A 17,783-nucleotide genomic window follows, 5' to 3' on the forward strand; every position below is an offset into this window, starting at 1 on the left:
TGTGGGAGCCTGCTCGCTCCCACAGGGTTTGTGTCCCGTTTACGGTTTATTCGAACAGTGCGTCGAGGGCCTGTTCCAGGCGCGTCACGGCGATAATCTGCAACCCCGGCGGCGGCTCTTTCGGCGCGTTGCCCTTGGGTACGATGGCGCGTTTGAAGCCGTGCTTGGCCGCCTCTTTCAAGCGCTCCTGGCCACTCGGTACCGGGCGTACTTCACCCGACAACCCGACTTCGCCAAACACCAGCAGATCGTGCGGCAGCGGCCGGTTGCGCAAACTGGACATGACCGCCGCCATCAGCGCCAGATCAGAAGCGGTTTCCAGGACCTTCACACCGCCGACCACGTTGAGGAACACGTCCTGATCGTGGGTCGGGATGCCGCCGTGGCGGTGCAAAACCGCCAACAACATGGCCAGGCGATTCTGATCCAGACCGAGCGTCACCCGGCGCGGGTTGGCCAGGTGGCTGTCATCTACCAGCGCCTGGACTTCCACCAGCATCGGCCGGGTGCCTTCCCAGGTGGCCATGACCACACTGCCCGGGACTTCTTCCTGAGCGCGTGTCAGGAAAATCGCCGAAGGGTTGGAGACTTCTTTCAGTCCTTTGTCGGTCATGCCGAACACGCCCAGTTCATTCACCGCGCCGAACCGGTTTTTCACCGCCCGCAGCAAACGCAGGCGCCCATCGGATTCGCCTTCGAAATACAGAACGGTGTCGACCATGTGCTCCAGCACTCGGGGGCCGGCCAGCGCACCTTCTTTAGTGACATGGCCCACGAGGAAAATCGCCGTGCCGCTTTGCTTGGCGTAACGCACCAGCAATGCCGCACTTTCGCGCACCTGGGAGACGCCCCCCGGTGCCGACTGCAGTTGCTCGGTGAAGATCGTCTGAATCGAGTCGATCACCATCACCTTGGGCTTTTCCTGCCGGGCGGTGGCAATGATGGTTTCAATACAGGTTTCAGTCATCACCCGCAGTTGATCCTGAGGCAAGCCCAGCCGCCGGGCACGCATGGCCACTTGTTGCTGGGACTCTTCGCCGGTGACATACAGCGCCGGCATGCTCTTGGCGAGGTTGCACAAGGTTTGCAACAGAATCGTCGACTTGCCGATGCCGGGGTCACCACCGATCAACACCACCGAGCCATCCACCAGGCCGCCACCCAAAACACGATCGAGCTCACTGGACGCCGTGGAAAAACGCGGAATTTCTTCGACGCTGACTTCGGCCAGGGTCTTGATCTGTGCCTGCTGGCCGGTCCAACCGGTGCGACCGCTGGGGGCCGCGGCGCCGCCACTCTCCACCATGGTTTCGGTCAGCGTGTTCCAGGCTCCGCATTCGCCGCACTGGCCGGCCCACTTGGGGAAGGTTGAGCCACACTCGGTGCAGCCGTACATGCGCTTGGCCTTGGCCATCTGAACTCCCGGCAAAAACCGCGATGATAGCTCAGCTGACGCGGATCAGCGCGGCGCCGCCGTGCGGATTTCACCGCTGGCCAGACGCGCGGCACTGTTGCCCAACGGATCCTCGGCGTTCAGGTCCGCCCCTTTGGCCTTGAGTGCGTCGAGCAACTCGACGCGCTTGAACAACCCGGCATACATGGCGGCAGTCTGCCCGGCGCCGTTGCGTTGGTCGGGGCTGCAATTGGCGGCCAGCAGGGTTCGAGCGATCTGCACTTCGCCTTTGAAAATCGCGCCCATCAGCGCGGTATTGCCGCGTTGGTCCTGAGCGCAGGCGTCCGCCCCGGCCGCCAACAAGCGCTCCACGGCAGCCCCCTGACCGTGATAGGCGGCCAGTATCAACGCGGTGTAACCCTTGCTGTCGCGGGTGTCGAGGGAATAGCCTGCCTCGATGAAAGTCTCGAGCATCGGCACATCCCCCCTTCGGGCGGCATCGAAATAGTAATCCTGTAATTGCGCTTTCAGCGCCTCGGGGTCCTTCGAGACTTGCGCGTCAGGACCGGCGAATACACCGAACGACACGCACGCCAGAAACACAGACAGATAAACACGCATGGCGGGACTCCTTGGTCAGACGGGACCTCGTACGAGGCCCCGCTTCAGGCAGATAGATCAGTCGACCAGTTTGGCCGCCAACGCCTTGACCCGGGCCAGATCACCCTTGGCCACTTTGGTTACGCCTGTCCCGTATTCCGGGTCGGCCTTGTACAGGAAGGACAGAATGATGTGCTTGCTCTCGTCATCGGTGGTGGCCAGGGAGCCGCCGAAGCTGTCGATCAGGTCCTGACGTTCCTTCTGGTTGAACGAGCGATACAGATCACCGGCCTGCTTGAAGTTCTGCTCACGTTGAATCTTCGCCTGCTGCGTGCTGCCCGACAGGGTCGACTGGCTGTAACGCGCAGTTTGCGGCTCCTCACGGGGCAGCAGACGGCTCGGCTGGTAATTCACCCCCGTGCTGCTGGCGCCGATGTTCATCGCACCATCCTGATTACCGTTGTTCACGGCGACTTTCGGTGCGTTGATCGGCAACTGCAGTGCATTGGCCCCCAGGCGATACAGTTGGGTATCGGCATACGAGAACACTCGCCCCTGCAATAAGCGATCTTCCGAAGGCTCGATACCCGGAACCAAGTTGGCCGGTGCCATCGCCACTTGTTCGGTTTCCTGGAATACATTCGCCGGATTACGGTTCAATACCATCTGTCCAACTTTTCGCTCAGGAACACCGGGCCAGATCTTGGTGGCGTCCAATGGATCGAAATCAAACTTGGACAAATCTTGAGGATTTAGAACCTGGACGTACAAGTCCCACTTCGGAAAGTCCCCCTTGTTGATATGAGCAACCAAGTCGTTGGTCATATGACTGTAATCTTGACCTTGAACATTGGCGACTTCTTTAGGAGTGAGATTTTTTATTCCCTGCAAACTTTTCCAGTGAAACTTTACATAGTGAACTTCGCCCTGGGCGTTAACCAACTTGTAGGCATGCACACTGTTGCCGTCCATCTCCCGATAACTGGCCGGGGTGCCGGAGTTGGAATACAACTCGGTCAAGGTGCGAGTGGCTTCCGGAACATGAGAGAAGAAATCGAAACGACGGGAGTCATCGTCAAGATTGGTGCGCGGGTCCGGCTTGAAGGCATGGACCATGTCCGGAAACTTGATGGCGTCCCGGATGAAGAAGGTCGGGAAATTGTTGCCGACCAGGTCCCAGTTACCGTCGGCGGTGTAGAACTTGGTGGCGAACCCCCGCGGGTCACGCAGGGTTTCCGGGGAGTGGTTGCCATGGACCACCGCGGAGAAACGCACAAATACCGGCGTGCTCTGGCCGCCGGCGAATACCTTGGCCTTGGTCAAGTCACTGAGGTCGTCAGTCACGGTGAACGTGCCATGGGCGCCAGTGCCACGGGCATGCACCACACGCTCAGGAATGCGTTCACGGTCGAAACGCTGGAGCTTCTGAATCAACTGTACGTCTTGCAACAGCACCGGCCCGGTCGCGCCGGCGGTTTGCGAGTTCTGGTTGTCGCCGACAGCGGCACCATTATCACGGGTCAACGTCGCAGCGTTGATGGAGAAGGACAGCAGGCTGACGCTCAGAACGCCGAAGGTACGACGAAGGGGAAAAGCCCCGAGGCCAAGGGGAGTTGTCATGGAAGTTTCCTCTGGTTTTATTAAGCGCATCCTGGTGCGCACCACAGAGGCTAGTGACCCAAAGGCCAAAACATAAATAGAAATCCCGTACCGGGCCGATAGCGAAAAGGTTCTGGAAAGCCCGGTCTAGAGCGGGTAGACGCGCGCGAAGAGTGGAATTTTGTAAACTAATAACCGGAAGTTGTGTCGATAGACACGGGCATTGTAAGAAGGCGTTTCAAGCAAGGGGCGCTTTGCTGATTTACACTGCGTTCACCAACCTCATCTGTAACAAGGAAATAACCTATGGGCGTGATAAGTGAGTTCAAGGCCTTCGCGGTCAAAGGTAATGTGGTCGACATGGCCGTCGGTATCATCATCGGCGCTGCCTTCGGCAAAATCGTTACGTCATTTGTCGGCGACGTGGTGATGCCGCCAATCGGCTTGCTGATCGGTGGGGTGGACTTCAGTGATCTGGCCATCACACTCAAGGCCGCTAACGGTAATGTCCCGGCAGTGGTGCTGGCGTATGGCAAGTTCATCCAGAGCATGATCGACTTCATCATTGTCGCCTTCGCGATCTTCATGGGCGTCAAGGCCATCAACCGTCTGAAACGCGAAGAGGCCGTTGCGCCAACCCTGCCGCCGGTTCCGACCAAGGAAGAAGAATTGCTGAGCGAGATCCGCGATCTGCTCAAGGCTCAGAACAATCGGCCCTGATCGCTGATTGCCCAGAGAAACGGCGCCTTCGGGGCGCCGTTTGTTTACCAGTAGGTTTCCACCGCCACTTGGCCAGGTCGGCGACTGAGGCTCAAGTGCATGTCCCGTTGTTTCAGTAGCTTGCGCGTCTCATCGATCATCTGTGGGTTACCGCAGAGCATCACCCGCGAATGCTCGGCAGTCAGCGCTACACCGGCCGTCTGTTCCAGTTCGCCATTCTCGATGAGGCTGGTGATCCGCCCGTTCAAGGCACCCGGATGCTGTTCGCGGGTGACGGTGGGAATGAATTGCAGTTTGTGCGCGTACTCGGCCAGGTAGTCACGCTGCGCTAGCTCCGCAATCAATGCCTGGTACGCCAGCTCCCGCGCTTCGCGCACGCTGTAGACCAGGATGATTCGTTCGAATTTCTCCCAAACTTCGAAGTCCTGCAGGATCGACAGAAACGGCGCCACGCCCGTGCCTGTGGATAACAACCAGAGATCACGGCCATCGACGAAGCGATCCAGCGTCAGATAACCGAAGGCCTGACGGTCGACCAGCAGCGTATCGCCAGCTTCCAGCCGACTCAGCTCACTGGTGAATTCCCCTCCCGGCACAACAATAGAGAAGAACTCAAGGAACTCGTCATAGGGCGAAGAGACCATGGAATAAGCCCGCCATACCGTGCTGCCGTCTGTCTTGGTGACACCCAGCCGGGCGAACTGCCCCGCTCGGAAACGAAAGCCCGCATCCCTGGTGGTACGCAGGGTGAACAGGTTCGGAGTCAACGGCTGGACCTCAAGCAAGGTCTGACGAGTGAATTTTTCAACACTGGCAGTCATGGGCCGCTCCGATCAACAGATGACACCAGTGTCCCCCAAAGCAGACGACGTAAACACCGATGGTTTGTAGTGTTATTCGTGCAGAGACTTGGGCAGTGCAATAAAGAACTAGTACCGGAGTGTTGATTTTGTATAACCCTAAAACAACGCTAAGAACTAGTTATGCAGCTACAGGATTTTTCAAGAGCAAAATAGTTCAGCATGCTTGTAAGAATTCTCCTACACTCTGGGACGTGCCGGATCTTGGATCCAATCGGCACCCCCCAAGAAATTCCGCATGGAGTTACCAAATGAAAGTGTGGAAGGAGTCACAGCTAACACAGCTTTCTTGCGCTCAAAAAATAGAGACCGCGTACGAAATATCGCTTAACCTCGTTAAAAATATGGGCTTTAATTTTTGTGCATTTTCAATAACATCCCCAACAACAGGGACACACCGCCATAAGATAATCCTGAATAATTACCCTAGCGAATGGAACACGAAATATCAAAACGAGCATTACGATACGGTTGATCCAATACTAGCCCACTGCTGCGGCTCCGAAGTACCGATTCTCTGGCAAGAAGAGTGCTATTCAAAAACACCACGGCTGTGGCAAGCGCAAAAAAACCAGGGGTTGCACTACGGTTGGTCCCAATCCGTTCATGATAAGAACGGGCTTTGCAGTATCCTGAGCGTGGCCAGAACCCATTGCCCGATTACCGCATATGAACTGTACAAAAATCTGGGCTACGCGATGTTTATCAACCGTCACCTGCACGGGATTATCGCGAAAGACCTGCCGGCCTCCTCGCTGAAGCCGCCCACAACGAGTTTGTCATGCAGAGAAATCGAGGTGCTGAAATACTCAGCCGTGGGCAAGACGGCCTGCGAGATCGCAATCATCCTCTGCGTGAGCGAAAGCACTGTGCGTTTCCATATAAAGAACGCCATCCACAAACTTGGCGTCAATAACAAGATCGCGGCGGTGATCAGGGCAGCGAAAGCTGGCGTCATCTGAAACTGTTCGAATCAGGTAATCCCTGCAAGTAATCCAGACCAAAAAAACGTACCATCTGCGCTCCATCCCGAGTGATGTCGTGTGAAGCGTCCACGACGCAGTCCGCTCGGATGGCTCCGCCCGCTACAACGTCCGGCGGCCACTCGTTGATTATCTCCGCTGACTACCCAGAGCCCTCCGCCTCATGCCTCTGCTCGAAACTTCTTTCGCCCAACTCGACCTGATCCGCCAGCCAGAACAGCAGAACGAACCGCTGCAAGCGTTTGATGCCGCAGACGAATACCTGCTCAATCATCTGGCCGGGCAACAACCGACGGCAGATACTCGCGTACTGGTGCTCAACGACAGCTTCGGCGCATTGGCCGTTAGCCTTGCGGGCAAGGTCCGAGTGACCAGCAGCGGCGATTCATTTCTGGCCTTTCAGGGGCTCGAAAAAAACCTCATGCGCAATGGCCAGGCGTTTGATGCGGTGCCGAGCGTACCAGCCAGCGAAGCGTTCGTCGGGCCGTTTGACCGAGTATTGATCCGGGTACCGAAAACCCTGGCCTTGCTGGAAGAGCAACTGATCCGGCTACAGGGTCAATTGGCTCCCGGTGCTCAAGTGATTGCCGCCGCGATGGTCAAGCACCTGCCACGTGCCGCGGGCGATCTGCTGGAGCGCTACATCGGCCCGGTGCAAGCCTCGCTGGCCGTGAAGAAGGCTCGGATGCTGATCGCCACGCCCGAAACCAAAGCCCCCGCTGTCTCTCCATACCCCACGCGCTATCGACTCGACACGCCTGCAATCGAACTGCTCAATCACGCCAACGTGTTCTGTCGCGAAGGGCTGGATATCGGCACGCGAGCCTTTCTGCCGCATTTGCCGAACAACCTCGGCACAGCGCGGGTCGCCGATCTGGGGTGTGGCAACGGCGTGCTGGCGATCGCCAGCGCCCTGCAAAACCCCGAGGCCCATTACACATTGGTGGACGAGTCATTCATGGCCGTGCAATCGGCCGCTGAAAACTGGCGCGCGGCGCTGGGTGATCGTGACGTGATCGTACGTGCCGGCGATGGGTTGGCGGGGCAGGAACCCCAATCCCTCGACGTGGTGCTGTGCAATCCGCCATTCCACCAACAGCAAGTGGTCGGCGATTTCCTGGCCTGGCGGATGTTCCAGCAAGCGCGCGAAGCGCTGGTGGTGGGCGGCGCGCTGTACATCGTCGGCAACCGTCATCTGGGCTATCACAGCAAGCTTGCGCGGCTGTTCCGCGGCGTCGAACAAGTAGCCGCTACTCCCAAGTTCGTGATTCTCAAGGCACGCAAATAAAAGCAGGCAAAAAAAACCCTCCGTCGCAGGAGGGTTAAAAATCCGTGCCGCAAGGCAACGGGATGGGAATTTCAGTGGGTGCTCAGGCCCGCGGCATTCATGAACATGCGCATCAGCGTGGCCACGATGAACAGTGCCCCAACGCTGCCGGCCCAGATCAACGCCAGCCAGCCGAGTCGTTGCCAAAGCGGCTTTTTCTCTGCGGCTTCGATTTCCTGCAAATCAGGTTTGCCAGCCATCATCGCGTTCTCCTCTGCAACGGCGCAGGTATCAACCTTGCGCCGTATTCGTATGGGCTAGTGGTAACCGTCTTCATGGGTGACCTTGCCGCGGAACACGTAGTAGCTCCAGAAGGTGTAACCCAGGATGAACGGGATGATGAACAGCGTGCCCACCAGCATGAAGCCCTGGCTCTGCGGCGGTGCGGCAGCGTCCCAGATCGAGATCGACGGCGGCACGATGTTCGGCCACAGGCTGATACCCAGACCGCTGTAGCCGAGGAAGATCAGCACCAGGGTCAACAGGAATGGCGTGTAATGCGCATTGCGAGCCACCGCGCGAATCAGACCGTACAGGGTTACCAGCACCAGAATCGGCACCGGCAGGAACCAGAACAGATTAGGCAGGGTGAACCAGCGTGCGGCGATCTCGGCGTGGGCCAACGGCGTCCAGACGCTGACGATGCCAATCACCGCCAGCAACACGAAGGCCAATGGTCGCGCCAGGTCATGCATCTGTTCCTGCAGCTTGCCTTCGGTCTTCATGATCAGCCAGGTGCAACCGAGCAGCGCATAAGCCACTACCAGCGCCGCGCCACAGAACATCGTGAACGGCGTCAGCCAGTCGAGTGAACCACCGGCAAACTGACGATTGACCACCGGCAGCCCATCGATGAACGCACCCAATGCCACGCCCTGGAAGAAGGTCGCGGCGATCGAACCACCGATGAATGCCTTGTCCCACAAGTGGCGCTTGGCGTCCTTGGCCTTGAAGCGAAACTCAAAGGCCACGCCACGGAAAATCAGCCCGATCAGCATGAAAATCAGCGGCAGGTACAACGCCGAGAGCACCACCGAATAGGCCAGCGGGAAGGCGCCGAACAATGCCGCGCCGCCCAATACCAACCAGGTTTCGTTGCCGTCCCAGACCGGGGCGACGGTGTTCATCATCACGTCACGGTCGGTCTTGCCCTTGATGAACGGAAAAAGAATCCCGATCCCCAGGTCGAAGCCGTCCATGACCACGTACATCATGATGCCGAAGATGATGATCACGGCCCAGATCAGCGGAAGATCAATACCCATGATTCAAATCTCCTTGGTCAGGCTGTGGTTGTGATCGCCGTCACCGTTGTCGTCGGCGGCGGACAGCGGACGGGCTGGCGTGCGCTTCTGGCCAGGACCGCCTTCGTTGGTTTCCTTGCCTTCGTCGATCTTCGGCCCTTTGCGCACCAGGCGCATCATGTAGCCAAGACCGGCACCAAACAGCGCGAAATACACCACGACGAACATGATCAAGGTGATGCTCATCTGCACGAAGCTATGCCCGGAGGACGCATCCGCCGTGCGCATCAAGCCGTAGACCACCCACGGCTGACGGCCGATTTCAGTGGTGAACCAGCCAGCGAGAATCGCGATCAGGCCGGATGGGCCCATCCACAGTGCCAGATACAGGAACGGACGCGAGGTATACAGCGTGTCGCGCTTGCGCAGCCACAGGCTCCACAAACCGGTGAAGATCATCAGGAAACCCAGGCCGACCATGACCCGGAACGACCAGAACACGATGGTCGAATTCGGCCGGTCTTCAGGCGGGAACTCCTTGAGCGCCGGCACCTGTTTGTCCAGGGTGTGGGTCAGGATCAAGCTGCCCAGGTACGGAATCTCGACCGCGAATTTGGTCTTTTCGGCTTTCATGTCCGGCCAGCCGAACAGGATCAACGGGGTCGGCTCATCGCCGACATTTTCCCAGTGACCTTCAATCGCAGCGATTTTCGCCGGCTGGTGCTCGAGGGTATTGAGGCCGTGGAAGTCACCGATGACGGCCTGAATCGGCGCCACGATCAGTGCCATCCACATGGCCATCGAGAGCATGGTGCGGATGGCCGGGTTGTCCTTGCCGCGCAGCAAATGCCAGGCCGCCGACGAACCGACGAAGAAGGCGGTAGCGACGAACGCCGCCGTGGCCATGTGCATCAGGCGGTAAGGGAACGACGGGTTGAAAATGATCGCCAGCCAGTCCACTGGAATGACTTGGCCGTTGACGATTTCGTAGCCCTGCGGGGTCTGCATCCAGCTGTTGGAGGCGAGAATCCAGAAGGTCGAGATCAGGGTACCGATGGCGACCATGACGGTGGCGAAGAAGTGCAGCTTGCGCCCGACCCTGTTCCAGCCGAACAGCATGACGCCGAGGAAGCCGGCTTCGAGGAAGAACGCAGTGAGTACCTCGTAGGTCAGCAACGGCCCGGTCACGGAACCGGCGAAATCCGAGAAGCGGCTCCAGTTGGTGCCGAACTGATAGGCCATGACCAGGCCGGACACCACGCCCATGCCGAAGTTGACGGCAAAGATCTTCGACCAGAAATGGTACAGATCGCGGTAAGTGTCGTTGTGCGTCTTCAGCCACAGGCCTTCGAGTACCGCCAGGTAACTCGCCAGGCCAATGGTGATGGCCGGGAACAGGATGTGGAACGAAATGGTGAACGCGAACTGAATCCGGGCGAGATCAAGCGCCTCCAAACCGAACATAAGTCTTCCTCTGTCAGGTAATACTGGCTGAAGGCTTGCGGCCTGCACCCACTGCCCCCACGGTTATGGAGTGTGGCGAATTTGAACTCGTTCTTTTTCTACCATCATCACAACGTAGGGAATCTGGCCATCTGGCCACCGGATCATTTCCACGAAGGGTCTTGATCTGGATCAAGCAACGTTGAAAGAGTAGTCGCATTTTTGCCGATGGACGGTGTGGTCTATTGCCGCGTGACAGGTTGCCTCACGGGTTTGGTCATGCGTTGCAATGAATTCCCTGTGGCGAGGGAGCTTGCTCCCGCTCGGCTGCGCAGCAGTCGTAAAACCGGGTAACGCGATGTGCCTGTGGTATGGGGTAGCAGGTTCGGGGCTGCTTCGCATCCCAGCGGGAGCAAGCTCCCTCGCCACAGGGTATTTGTATGTTCTGTGGGATCGGTGTCTAGCTAACTAAATTTTCCGTGCTCGCAACTCCTGGTTACAGGTTGGTGATAATCTCGCCCTTCCCCTCACCCAGACTTGCCTTCAGATGCCCAGCCAAGCGCCCCTGCTGTTACGTCATCACCGCCCTTTTATTGCGTTCTGGCTGGCTCGGGTATTTACCGCCAGCGGTTTTCAAATGCTGACCGTGGCCATCGGCTGGAATCTGTATCAACTGACCGGCAATGTGCTCGATCTGGGTCTGGTGGGTCTGGTGGAATTTGCCCCGCGGGTGTTGTTCATGCTGCACACCGGGCATGTGGCGGATCGCTATGACCGGCGCAAGGTCGCGGCGATCTGTCAGTCCGTGCAAGCGCTGATCGCCCTGTCGCTGGCCATCGGCAGCGCGACTGACCAAGTCACCCGGGAGATGATCTTCATCCTCGCATTCCTGCTCGGCGCCGCCCGCTCCTTCGAGATGCCGACCACCCAGGCCTTGCTGCCGAGCATCGTCCCCAGTGCCTTATTCCCGCGCGCGGTTGCTGCCGCGCAATCTGCGCAGCAATCGGCCACCATCGTTGCCCCGGCGCTGGGCGGTTTGCTTTACGCCTTCGGCAGCGTCTGGGTGTATGGCCCGACGGTGATCCTCTACCTCATCGCCTGCGCGCTGATGCTTAACCTACCGGCTCGGCAGACACCGTTGAACAAGGGCAAGGCAACCCTGGATTCGCTGCTCGCAGGCATCCGCTTCATTCGCAGCCGTCCGGATATTCTCGGGGCGATTTCCCTGGATCTGTTTGCCGTCTTGCTGGGTGGCGCGACTGCGCTGCTGCCGGTGTTCGCCAAAGATATTCTGCTGACCGGCCCTTGGGGTCTGGGCCTGCTGCGTTCGGCCCCGGCGGTGGGCGCACTGCTGATGTCGCTGTTTCTGGCGCGATTTGCCGTGGAACGCAACGTCGGACGGGTGATGTTTACCGCCGTGGGTGTATTCGGCGTGGCGACCATCGCTTTCGGCCTGTCGACTTCGTTCTGGTTCTCTCTCGCTGTGTTGGTGGTTTTAGGCGCGGCAGACATGATCAGCATGGTGATCCGCGCCTCGTTCGTGCAGCTGGAAACCCCGGACGAGATGCGCGGCCGGGTCAGTGCCGTGAATGGCTTGTTCATCGGTGCTTCGAATCAGCTCGGCGAATTCGAGTCTGGCTTGACGGCCCACTGGTTCGGCACCGTACCGGCCGTGGTGATGGGCGGCATCGGCACACTGATGGTGACCGGGGTCTGGGTCAGACTGTTCCCGACCCTGGCCAACCGCGACCGCATGCATGTGCCAGTGGAAGAGGTCAGGGCCTGAAGCCGTCTTCTACACCAGCAATTCCCCCGCCACCGCCGACCGCGTGGCTTTGCCGCAGAGTTGCTCCACCAGCGTCAGCGCAAACTCCAGTGCGGCGCCCGAACCCTGGGCGGTGATGCAGTTGCCATCGACCACCACCGGTTGATCGACGAAGTTGCAGCCCGACAATTGATGGCTGACGGAAGGCAGGCACGTCATGCGCCGCTGACGCAGCACGCCAAAAGTCTGCAGCGCCAGCGCCGGCGCTTCGGCAATGCCGGCGAACAAGCGCCCGGCGGCGACCTGGTCCTTGATCAATTGTTGCAGGGGTTGGTGGGCCGCCAAATGCTGCGCCCCCACGGCGCCGCCGGGCAAAACGATCAAGTCGAAGGGTTGGGCCAGCAAATCGATCAGCATCGCATCGGCGGTCAGGCGGGTGCCGCGAGCGCAGGTCAGCATGCGCCGCGACTCGATACTGGCCACCACCACTTCAACCTTGGCGCGGCGCAGAACATCGATCAGGGTCACGGTTTGCAGATCGTCGATGCCCTCGGCGAGGGTAATCAGGGCTCTAAAGGTCATGGGCGCGGTCCAGAGAATGATCTTTAAAGCGTAGTCAGCTTTCCTGCCCCTTGTTCGAGCCTGGCCGTTACTTGATGTAAAGCTGCGTCGACATCGTGTTGCCCGGCGCGTTGATGGAGGTGTTGCTGAATGTGAAGATGCCGTCCTGCTTGCCTGCCAGGTTAAAGATGTACAGATAGCCGACAGTTTTTTTCCCGGCTGAGCACTCGGTCAGGTTGCCGGTATCAAAAGCACAGACAGGGGTCCGGGTGCCATCCACTTCGAAACCGTCCAGGGCAACATGGGCTTCGCGACCGTAACCGACTTCCAGCACGTACACCTTGATGTTCGGCCCCTGGTGATCGCAACGGGTCTGCTCCTGCTTGTCCGCAATATCTTCAAAGCCACAGTTGGGCGACTCGACCTTGAGCACCTTGACCTGACTCAGTGGTGGAGCCGACGCTGCCGAGGCGGTTTGGGCACCCAGGAACAACGCGATCAACATCGTGAATACGGCAACCACGCGCGTGCTCATGTACTTCATATTCCGCCCTTCCCTGCCCTAAAAAAACAGCGCGCAGTATGGCGCAGTTCCCTTTTTGGCAAAACATCGACGACGATCGCAGCCATAAGCAGCCATGGCTCCACGCTGCTGGTATGATGCGCGGCTTTTTCCGACCCACAGAAAATTCCCAGGCGCCTACGGCGGTCTGTGCTTTGCTGTTGAGGTCGATACATTCACGGCGCCGGGCGCGCCACGGGGAGCAGACATGCTGGAAAGGCTGTTTCAACTCAAGGCACACAACACCAACGTGCGGACCGAGATTCTGGCGGGCGTCACGACCTTTTTGGCCATGGCCTACATTCTGTTCGTCAACCCGAGCATCCTCGGCGAGACCGGCATGGACAAAGGCGCGGTGTTTGTCGCCACCTGTCTGGCAGCCGCCATCGGCTCGACGACCATGGGCCTGATCGCCAACTACCCGATCGCCCTGGCACCGGGCATGGGCCTGAACGCCTTCTTCACCTACACCGTGGTCCTGCATATGGGCCACACCTGGCAAGTGGCGCTGGGTGCGGTGTTCCTCTCGGCGGTGATGTTTTTCCTGCTGTCGATCTTCCGCATCCGTGAATGGATCATCAACAGCATCCCGTTGGCGCTACGTTCGGCGATTGCCGCCGGCATCGGCCTGTTCCTGGCACTGATCGCCCTGCACAACGCCGGCATCGTCGTCAGCAACCCGGCGACCATGGTCGGCCTCGGCGACCTGAAGCAACCGGCGCCGATCCTCGCAACCCTGGGCTTTGCCCTGATCGTTGCCCTGGAGGCCCTGAAAGTGCGCGGTGCGGTGCTGATCGGCATTCTGTCGGTGACCATCGTTTCCATCCTGCTGGGCTTCAGCCCGTTCGGCGGCGTGATGTCGATGCCACCGTCGCTGGCACCGACCTTCCTGCAACTGGACATCAAAGGCGCACTGGACATCGGTCTGGTCAGCGTGATCTTCGCGTTCCTGTTCGTCGATCTGTTCGACAACTCCGGCACCCTGATCGGCGTCGCCAAGCGCGCCGGCCTGATGGGCAAGGACGGCCACATGCCGAAAATGGGTCGTGCCCTGATCGCCGACAGCACCGCGGCCATGGCCGGCTCGTTGCTGGGCACCTCGACTACCACCAGCTATATCGAATCCGCAGCCGGCGTGAGTGCCGGTGGCCGCACCGGCCTGACCGCCGTCGTGGTGGCGATTCTGTTCCTGCTGGCGCTGTTCTTCGCACCACTGGCCGCCAGCGTACCGGCCTTCGCCACCGCACCTGCCTTGCTGTTCGTCGCCGTATTGATGACCTCGGGGCTGGCGGAAATAGACTGGGACGACATCACCGTTGCCGCGCCAGTGGTAGTCACCGCACTGGCTATGCCATTCACTTACTCCATCGCCAACGGCATCGCGTTCGGATTCATTTCCTGGACCGCCATCAAGTTGCTGTCCGGCCGTGGCCGTGAGCTGAACTCGGCGTTGGTGGTTCTGTCGATTCTGTTCGTGATCAAGTTAGGTTGGTTCAACGCATGACTTTTGATTCCCAGGCCTACGCCGTTCAGCTCGAAGAAAAGGTCACGCGCCTGCGTGATCTGCTGGCCCCGTTCGGTGCGCCCGAGCCTGCGGTGTTCGATTCGCCGCTGAAAAACTTCCGCCTGCGTGCCGAATTCCGCCTGTGGCGTGAAGCCGGCGAGCGCCACTACGCAATGTTTTCCCAGGAAGACAAACGCACGCCGATCCTGATCGAAGAGTTCCCGATCGCAAGCCTGCGCATCAACCAGTTGATGCCGCAGCTCAAGGCGGCGTGGCAAGCGAGTGCAGCCCTGAGCCACAAACTGTTCCAAGTGGAGTTCCTGACCACGCTGGCCGGCGATGCGATGATCACCCTGTGCTACCACCGCCCGCTGGACGAGCACTGGCACGCGGCGGCATCGAAGCTGGCAGCCGACCTGAACGTCAGCATCATCGGTCGCTCCAAGGGCAAACGCGAAGTGATCGGTCACGATTACGTGGTCGAGCAACTTGAAGTCGGCGGCCGCACCTTCAGCTATCGCCAGCCGGAAGGCGCGTTCACCCAACCCAACGGCACGGTGAACCAGAAGATGCTCAACTGGGCGTATGACGCCCTTGGCGATCGTTCCGACGACTTGCTGGAGCTGTATTGCGGCAACGGCAACTTCACTTTGCCGCTCGCTACGCGCGTGCGCAAAGTGCTGGCCACCGAAATCAGCAAGACCTCGGTCAACGCAGCGCTCAGCAACCTGAGCGAAAACACGGTGGATAACGTCACGCTGGTGCGTTTGTCTGCCGAAGAATTGACCGAAGCCCTGAACGAAGTTCGCCCGTTCCGTCGCCTGCACGGCATCGACCTCAAGAGCTACGAGTTCGGTAGCGTGTTCGTCGATCCACCCCGCGCCGGCATGGACCCGGATACTTGCGAACTGACCCGGCGCTTCGACAACATCCTCTACATCTCCTGCAACCCGGAAACCCTCGCGGCCAACATCGCCCAACTGAACGACACTCACCGCATTACTCAATGCGCGATGTTCGACCAGTTCCCGTGGACCCATCACATGGAATCCGGAGTGTTGTTGACCCGTCGTTGATTGCAACCGTTACACAGATCAGCCGTCCTCGGGACGGCTTTTTTGTGGGCGATCAAAGAGCCGCATCGACCTTGCGTGGGCGACCGCCCTTCTTGCCGTTGGCCCGAGCTGCCTCGGCTTTGGCGGTGCTGCTCTGACGGCCATTGCGCGAGGCGACCACCGAGGCCGCCATATCCATCAGCGGTTTGCTCGCCGAAATCAAACCGGCGATGGACACCTGCAGATCCTTGCCTTCATGGCAAAGTGCGGCTCCGGCGAAACCGATTTTCAAACCGGCGAAATCCTCGGTCTCAAAACCATCGAACTCTGGATAGTTTTTCACTGGCAACAACACACCGCTGCCATCCTCGAAACCGACGGCGAGACATGGATCGAGAAAGATCACCGTCGTTGCATTCAATCCACTGCGACGGCGTAACTCGCCACTCTCGATCGCTTCGTCCAAAACGCCTTCGGTCACAGGGTGATCTACCTGCATTTTTGCACTTATCGTTTTCATAATTCGATCTCCACGCCCTCCGGTGCTCCCATCAGCGTCAATAAGGTCTTGTTTCCTTCAGGCTCATAGCGAGCCGAACCAATCATGTAAGTCGTGCTGGCAACCCTCTTCATCACGACCACTTCATTGCCCTGCCAATCCCATAACTGATTGTCGAGGCAGGCCGTCTGCAATTTGCTCCACCAGATGCCACGGGCTCGCCGCAAATGGGCAGGTTGCCTGAGCGCCTGGCGTAACCCCTCCAGCATGGCCAGAGGAGGTCGATGCGAATGAGGAATGACATCCCAGAGATCTACGCCGTTGTGCCAGAAGCTGAACCGAAAGCGTGCGCTCCATGTGCCTCCATCGACGTGAACGTGTGGTGGGCAATGCTCGTCACGCAACATGACTACCAGTGACAATCCCTTGTAGCGGCATACATTCATGCTAACCCATCCGTTAGGTTATAGAATCCGAAGATTCGCCATTCCTTGAAAACCCGATAACTGGCGCTAACCGTTCGATCAGCTGACCACGTTTGAGCCTAGCGTTTCAGGTCGACCGTCCCCTGCCAATCAGGGCAAAAAAGAGTAAGCAATCCTTTCACTGCCAATATCTGGCCGGTGATGAACTCAACGGCGCTGGTGGTTGAAACGAATCCTGTATTTGTACGCCTGCATTTGATAAATACCACCTCAGGCATCCCATTTGATTCTTGGTGTAATCAATCATGCAGCGACATTTCGACGATCTTCAGCTCGGCAGCATCGAACTGTTTTGCCTGGCCGCCGAAGCGGGCAGCTTTACCGCCGCGGCCCTGGTGGCGGGTGTGACCCCGGCCGCGGTCAGCCGCTCGGTGTCGCGGATGGAAGAACGTCTGGGTGTGCGGCTGTTCGCGCGTACCACCCGCAGCGTCAAGCTGACCGATAGTGGCCGGCGCTATTTTGAGGAGTGTCGCCTGGCCCTTGCGCAACTGGTCGAGGCTCAGCGCGAAGTCATGGGTCAACAGCAGGAACCCTCCGGCACCTTGCGTATCAGCATTCCCACCACCTATGCCCACCACCGCATCCTGCCGCTGCTGCCGGCGTTCCGGGCGCGTTTTCCCGCCGTGAAAGTCGAGGTGCACATCAGCAATCGCAACATCGATTTCGTCGGCGAAGGCTATGACATGGCCATCCGTGTGCGGGCGATTCCCGACTCCGGACTGATTGCCCGGCCACTGGAAGACGCCGCGCTGGTGATGATCGCCAGCCCTGACTATCTGAAGCGTGCCGGCATGCCACAAACCCTGGACGACCTGGCGCACCACGAATGCATCCAGTTCGAGCTACCCAGCAGCGGGCGGCGGATTGCCTGGCTGTTCAACGATAACGGCGTGCCACTGGAGATTTTGGCCGAAGGTAATTACTGCTGTTCCGATGATGTATTGGGCGGCGTGACGCTGGCGAAACACGGCGCCGGGCTGTTTCAAACCTATCGCTTCATCGTCGAAAACGAACTGGCGGATGGCTCGCTGGTGGAAGTGCTCAAGCCCTATGGCGGGCGCTCCCGCCCCTTCACTTTGCTGTATCCGCAAAGCCGCCATGTGCCGTTGCGGCTCAGGGCGTTTATCGATTTTCTGGTTGAGCGTCTTCCGCGCTGAACGTTCGATCACCGCACAGATAATCC

At 59.0% G+C, this 17,783-nt stretch carries 18 protein-coding genes; 7 read left to right on the plus strand and 11 right to left on the minus strand.

Going from position 1 to position 17,783, the window contains the following annotated elements; all coding sequences use genetic code 11:
• Positions 1 to 46: 46 nt before the first annotated feature.
• From radA to katB, 3 genes are read right to left on the minus strand one after another with little or no spacing between them, the layout of a single operon-like run.
• The gene (gene radA, locus LOY28_RS25685) at positions 47 to 1,414 is read right to left on the minus strand and encodes a DNA repair protein RadA (protein ID WP_019581287.1); all 1,368 of its coding nucleotides are present in this window, start codon (positions 1,412 to 1,414) and stop codon (positions 47 to 49) included.
• A 45-nt stretch (positions 1,415 to 1,459) separates the two neighbouring features.
• Positions 1,460 to 2,014, minus strand: a complete 555-nt coding sequence (locus tag LOY28_RS25690; protein WP_018925821.1) for an ankyrin repeat domain-containing protein — start codon at positions 2,012 to 2,014, stop codon at positions 1,460 to 1,462.
• A 57-nt stretch (positions 2,015 to 2,071) separates the two neighbouring features.
• The gene (katB, locus tag LOY28_RS25695; RefSeq protein ID WP_064620499.1) at positions 2,072 to 3,613 is read right to left on the minus strand and encodes a catalase KatB; all 1,542 of its coding nucleotides are present in this window, start codon (positions 3,611 to 3,613) and stop codon (positions 2,072 to 2,074) included.
• 285 nt (positions 3,614 to 3,898) lie between these two features.
• On the opposite strand from katB, the gene mscL reads away from it, so the two are divergent.
• The gene (gene mscL / locus LOY28_RS25700) at positions 3,899 to 4,312 is read left to right on the plus strand and encodes a large-conductance mechanosensitive channel protein MscL (protein WP_018925819.1); all 414 of its coding nucleotides are present in this window, start codon (positions 3,899 to 3,901) and stop codon (positions 4,310 to 4,312) included.
• Between the two features lie 44 nt (positions 4,313 to 4,356).
• Here the strand turns inward: mscL and LOY28_RS25705 are convergent, their stop codons facing one another.
• On the minus strand, positions 4,357 to 5,133 hold the full coding sequence (locus LOY28_RS25705; protein ID WP_064620502.1) for a ferredoxin--NADP reductase: 777 nt from the start codon (positions 5,131 to 5,133) through the stop codon (positions 4,357 to 4,359).
• A gap of 290 nt (positions 5,134 to 5,423) precedes the next feature.
• Here LOY28_RS25705 and LOY28_RS25710 point away from each other — a divergent pair, with 290 nt between their 5' ends.
• Together LOY28_RS25710 and LOY28_RS25715 are read left to right on the plus strand one after the other, a co-directional pair.
• On the plus strand, positions 5,424 to 6,134 hold the full coding sequence (locus tag LOY28_RS25710) for an autoinducer binding domain-containing protein (protein WP_064620506.1): 711 nt from the start codon (positions 5,424 to 5,426) through the stop codon (positions 6,132 to 6,134).
• A gap of 184 nt (positions 6,135 to 6,318) precedes the next feature.
• Positions 6,319 to 7,443 carry a class I SAM-dependent methyltransferase gene (locus LOY28_RS25715; protein ID WP_258612702.1) on the plus strand — a complete coding sequence of 375 codons (1,125 nt, stop codon included), beginning with the start codon at positions 6,319 to 6,321 and terminating at the stop codon, positions 7,441 to 7,443.
• Positions 7,444 to 7,514: 71 nt separating this feature from the next.
• Here LOY28_RS25715 and LOY28_RS25720 read toward each other — a convergent pair whose 3' ends face one another.
• From LOY28_RS25720 to LOY28_RS25730, 3 genes are read right to left on the minus strand one after another with little or no spacing between them, the layout of a single operon-like run.
• Entirely contained in the window at positions 7,515 to 7,682 is a 168-nt protein-coding gene (locus LOY28_RS25720) for a DUF2474 domain-containing protein (protein WP_081625770.1), read from the minus strand.
• A 57-nt stretch (positions 7,683 to 7,739) separates the two neighbouring features.
• Entirely contained in the window at positions 7,740 to 8,747 is a 1,008-nt protein-coding gene (cydB, locus tag LOY28_RS25725) for a cytochrome d ubiquinol oxidase subunit II (RefSeq protein ID WP_018925814.1), read from the minus strand.
• Positions 8,748 to 8,750: 3 nt separating this feature from the next.
• The gene (locus tag LOY28_RS25730; protein ID WP_018925813.1) at positions 8,751 to 10,190 is read right to left on the minus strand and encodes a cytochrome ubiquinol oxidase subunit I; all 1,440 of its coding nucleotides are present in this window, start codon (positions 10,188 to 10,190) and stop codon (positions 8,751 to 8,753) included.
• A 526-nt stretch (positions 10,191 to 10,716) separates the two neighbouring features.
• Here LOY28_RS25730 and LOY28_RS25735 point away from each other — a divergent pair.
• A complete protein-coding gene (locus LOY28_RS25735) occupies positions 10,717 to 11,955 on the plus strand; it encodes an MFS transporter (protein WP_258612703.1) in 1,239 nt (412 codons plus the stop codon).
• A gap of 9 nt (positions 11,956 to 11,964) precedes the next feature.
• On the opposite strand, the gene LOY28_RS25740 is transcribed toward LOY28_RS25735, so the two are convergent.
• Together LOY28_RS25740 and LOY28_RS25745 are read right to left on the minus strand one after the other, a co-directional pair.
• A complete protein-coding gene (locus LOY28_RS25740) occupies positions 11,965 to 12,516 on the minus strand; it encodes a DJ-1 family glyoxalase III (RefSeq protein WP_064620512.1) in 552 nt (183 codons plus the stop codon).
• Positions 12,517 to 12,583: 67 nt separating this feature from the next.
• Entirely contained in the window at positions 12,584 to 13,030 is a 447-nt protein-coding gene (locus LOY28_RS25745) for a YolA family protein (RefSeq protein ID WP_167331177.1), read from the minus strand.
• Positions 13,031 to 13,265: 235 nt separating this feature from the next.
• Between LOY28_RS25745 and LOY28_RS25750 the strand changes: the two genes are divergently transcribed.
• Positions 13,266 to 14,561, plus strand: coding sequence for an NCS2 family permease (locus LOY28_RS25750; RefSeq protein WP_018925809.1), 1,296 nt, complete (start codon positions 13,266 to 13,268; stop codon positions 14,559 to 14,561).
• A complete protein-coding gene (trmA, locus tag LOY28_RS25755; protein ID WP_018925808.1) occupies positions 14,558 to 15,637 on the plus strand; it encodes a tRNA (uridine(54)-C5)-methyltransferase TrmA in 1,080 nt (359 codons plus the stop codon). The genes LOY28_RS25750 and trmA overlap by 4 nt, the downstream gene beginning before the upstream one ends.
• Before the next feature lie 52 nt (positions 15,638 to 15,689).
• Here trmA and LOY28_RS25760 read toward each other — a convergent pair whose 3' ends face one another.
• Positions 15,690 to 16,136 (minus strand): DUF2442 domain-containing protein, encoded by a 447-nt coding sequence (locus tag LOY28_RS25760; protein ID WP_258612704.1) that lies wholly within the window; start codon positions 16,134 to 16,136, stop codon positions 15,690 to 15,692.
• Positions 16,133 to 16,561: a hypothetical protein gene (locus LOY28_RS25765; RefSeq protein ID WP_064620521.1), complete on the minus strand. Its 429-nt coding sequence runs from the start codon at positions 16,559 to 16,561 to the stop codon at positions 16,133 to 16,135. The genes LOY28_RS25760 and LOY28_RS25765 overlap by 4 nt, the downstream gene beginning before the upstream one ends.
• Before the next feature lie 284 nt (positions 16,562 to 16,845).
• Between LOY28_RS25765 and LOY28_RS25770 the strand changes: the two genes are divergently transcribed.
• On the plus strand, positions 16,846 to 17,757 hold the full coding sequence (locus LOY28_RS25770) for a LysR family transcriptional regulator (RefSeq protein WP_018925805.1): 912 nt from the start codon (positions 16,846 to 16,848) through the stop codon (positions 17,755 to 17,757).
• Positions 17,758 to 17,783: the final 26 nt, after the last annotated feature.

It is taken from the genome of Pseudomonas sp. B21-017 (genome assembly GCF_024749245.1).
GTDB lineage: Bacteria > Pseudomonadota > Gammaproteobacteria > Pseudomonadales > Pseudomonadaceae > Aquipseudomonas.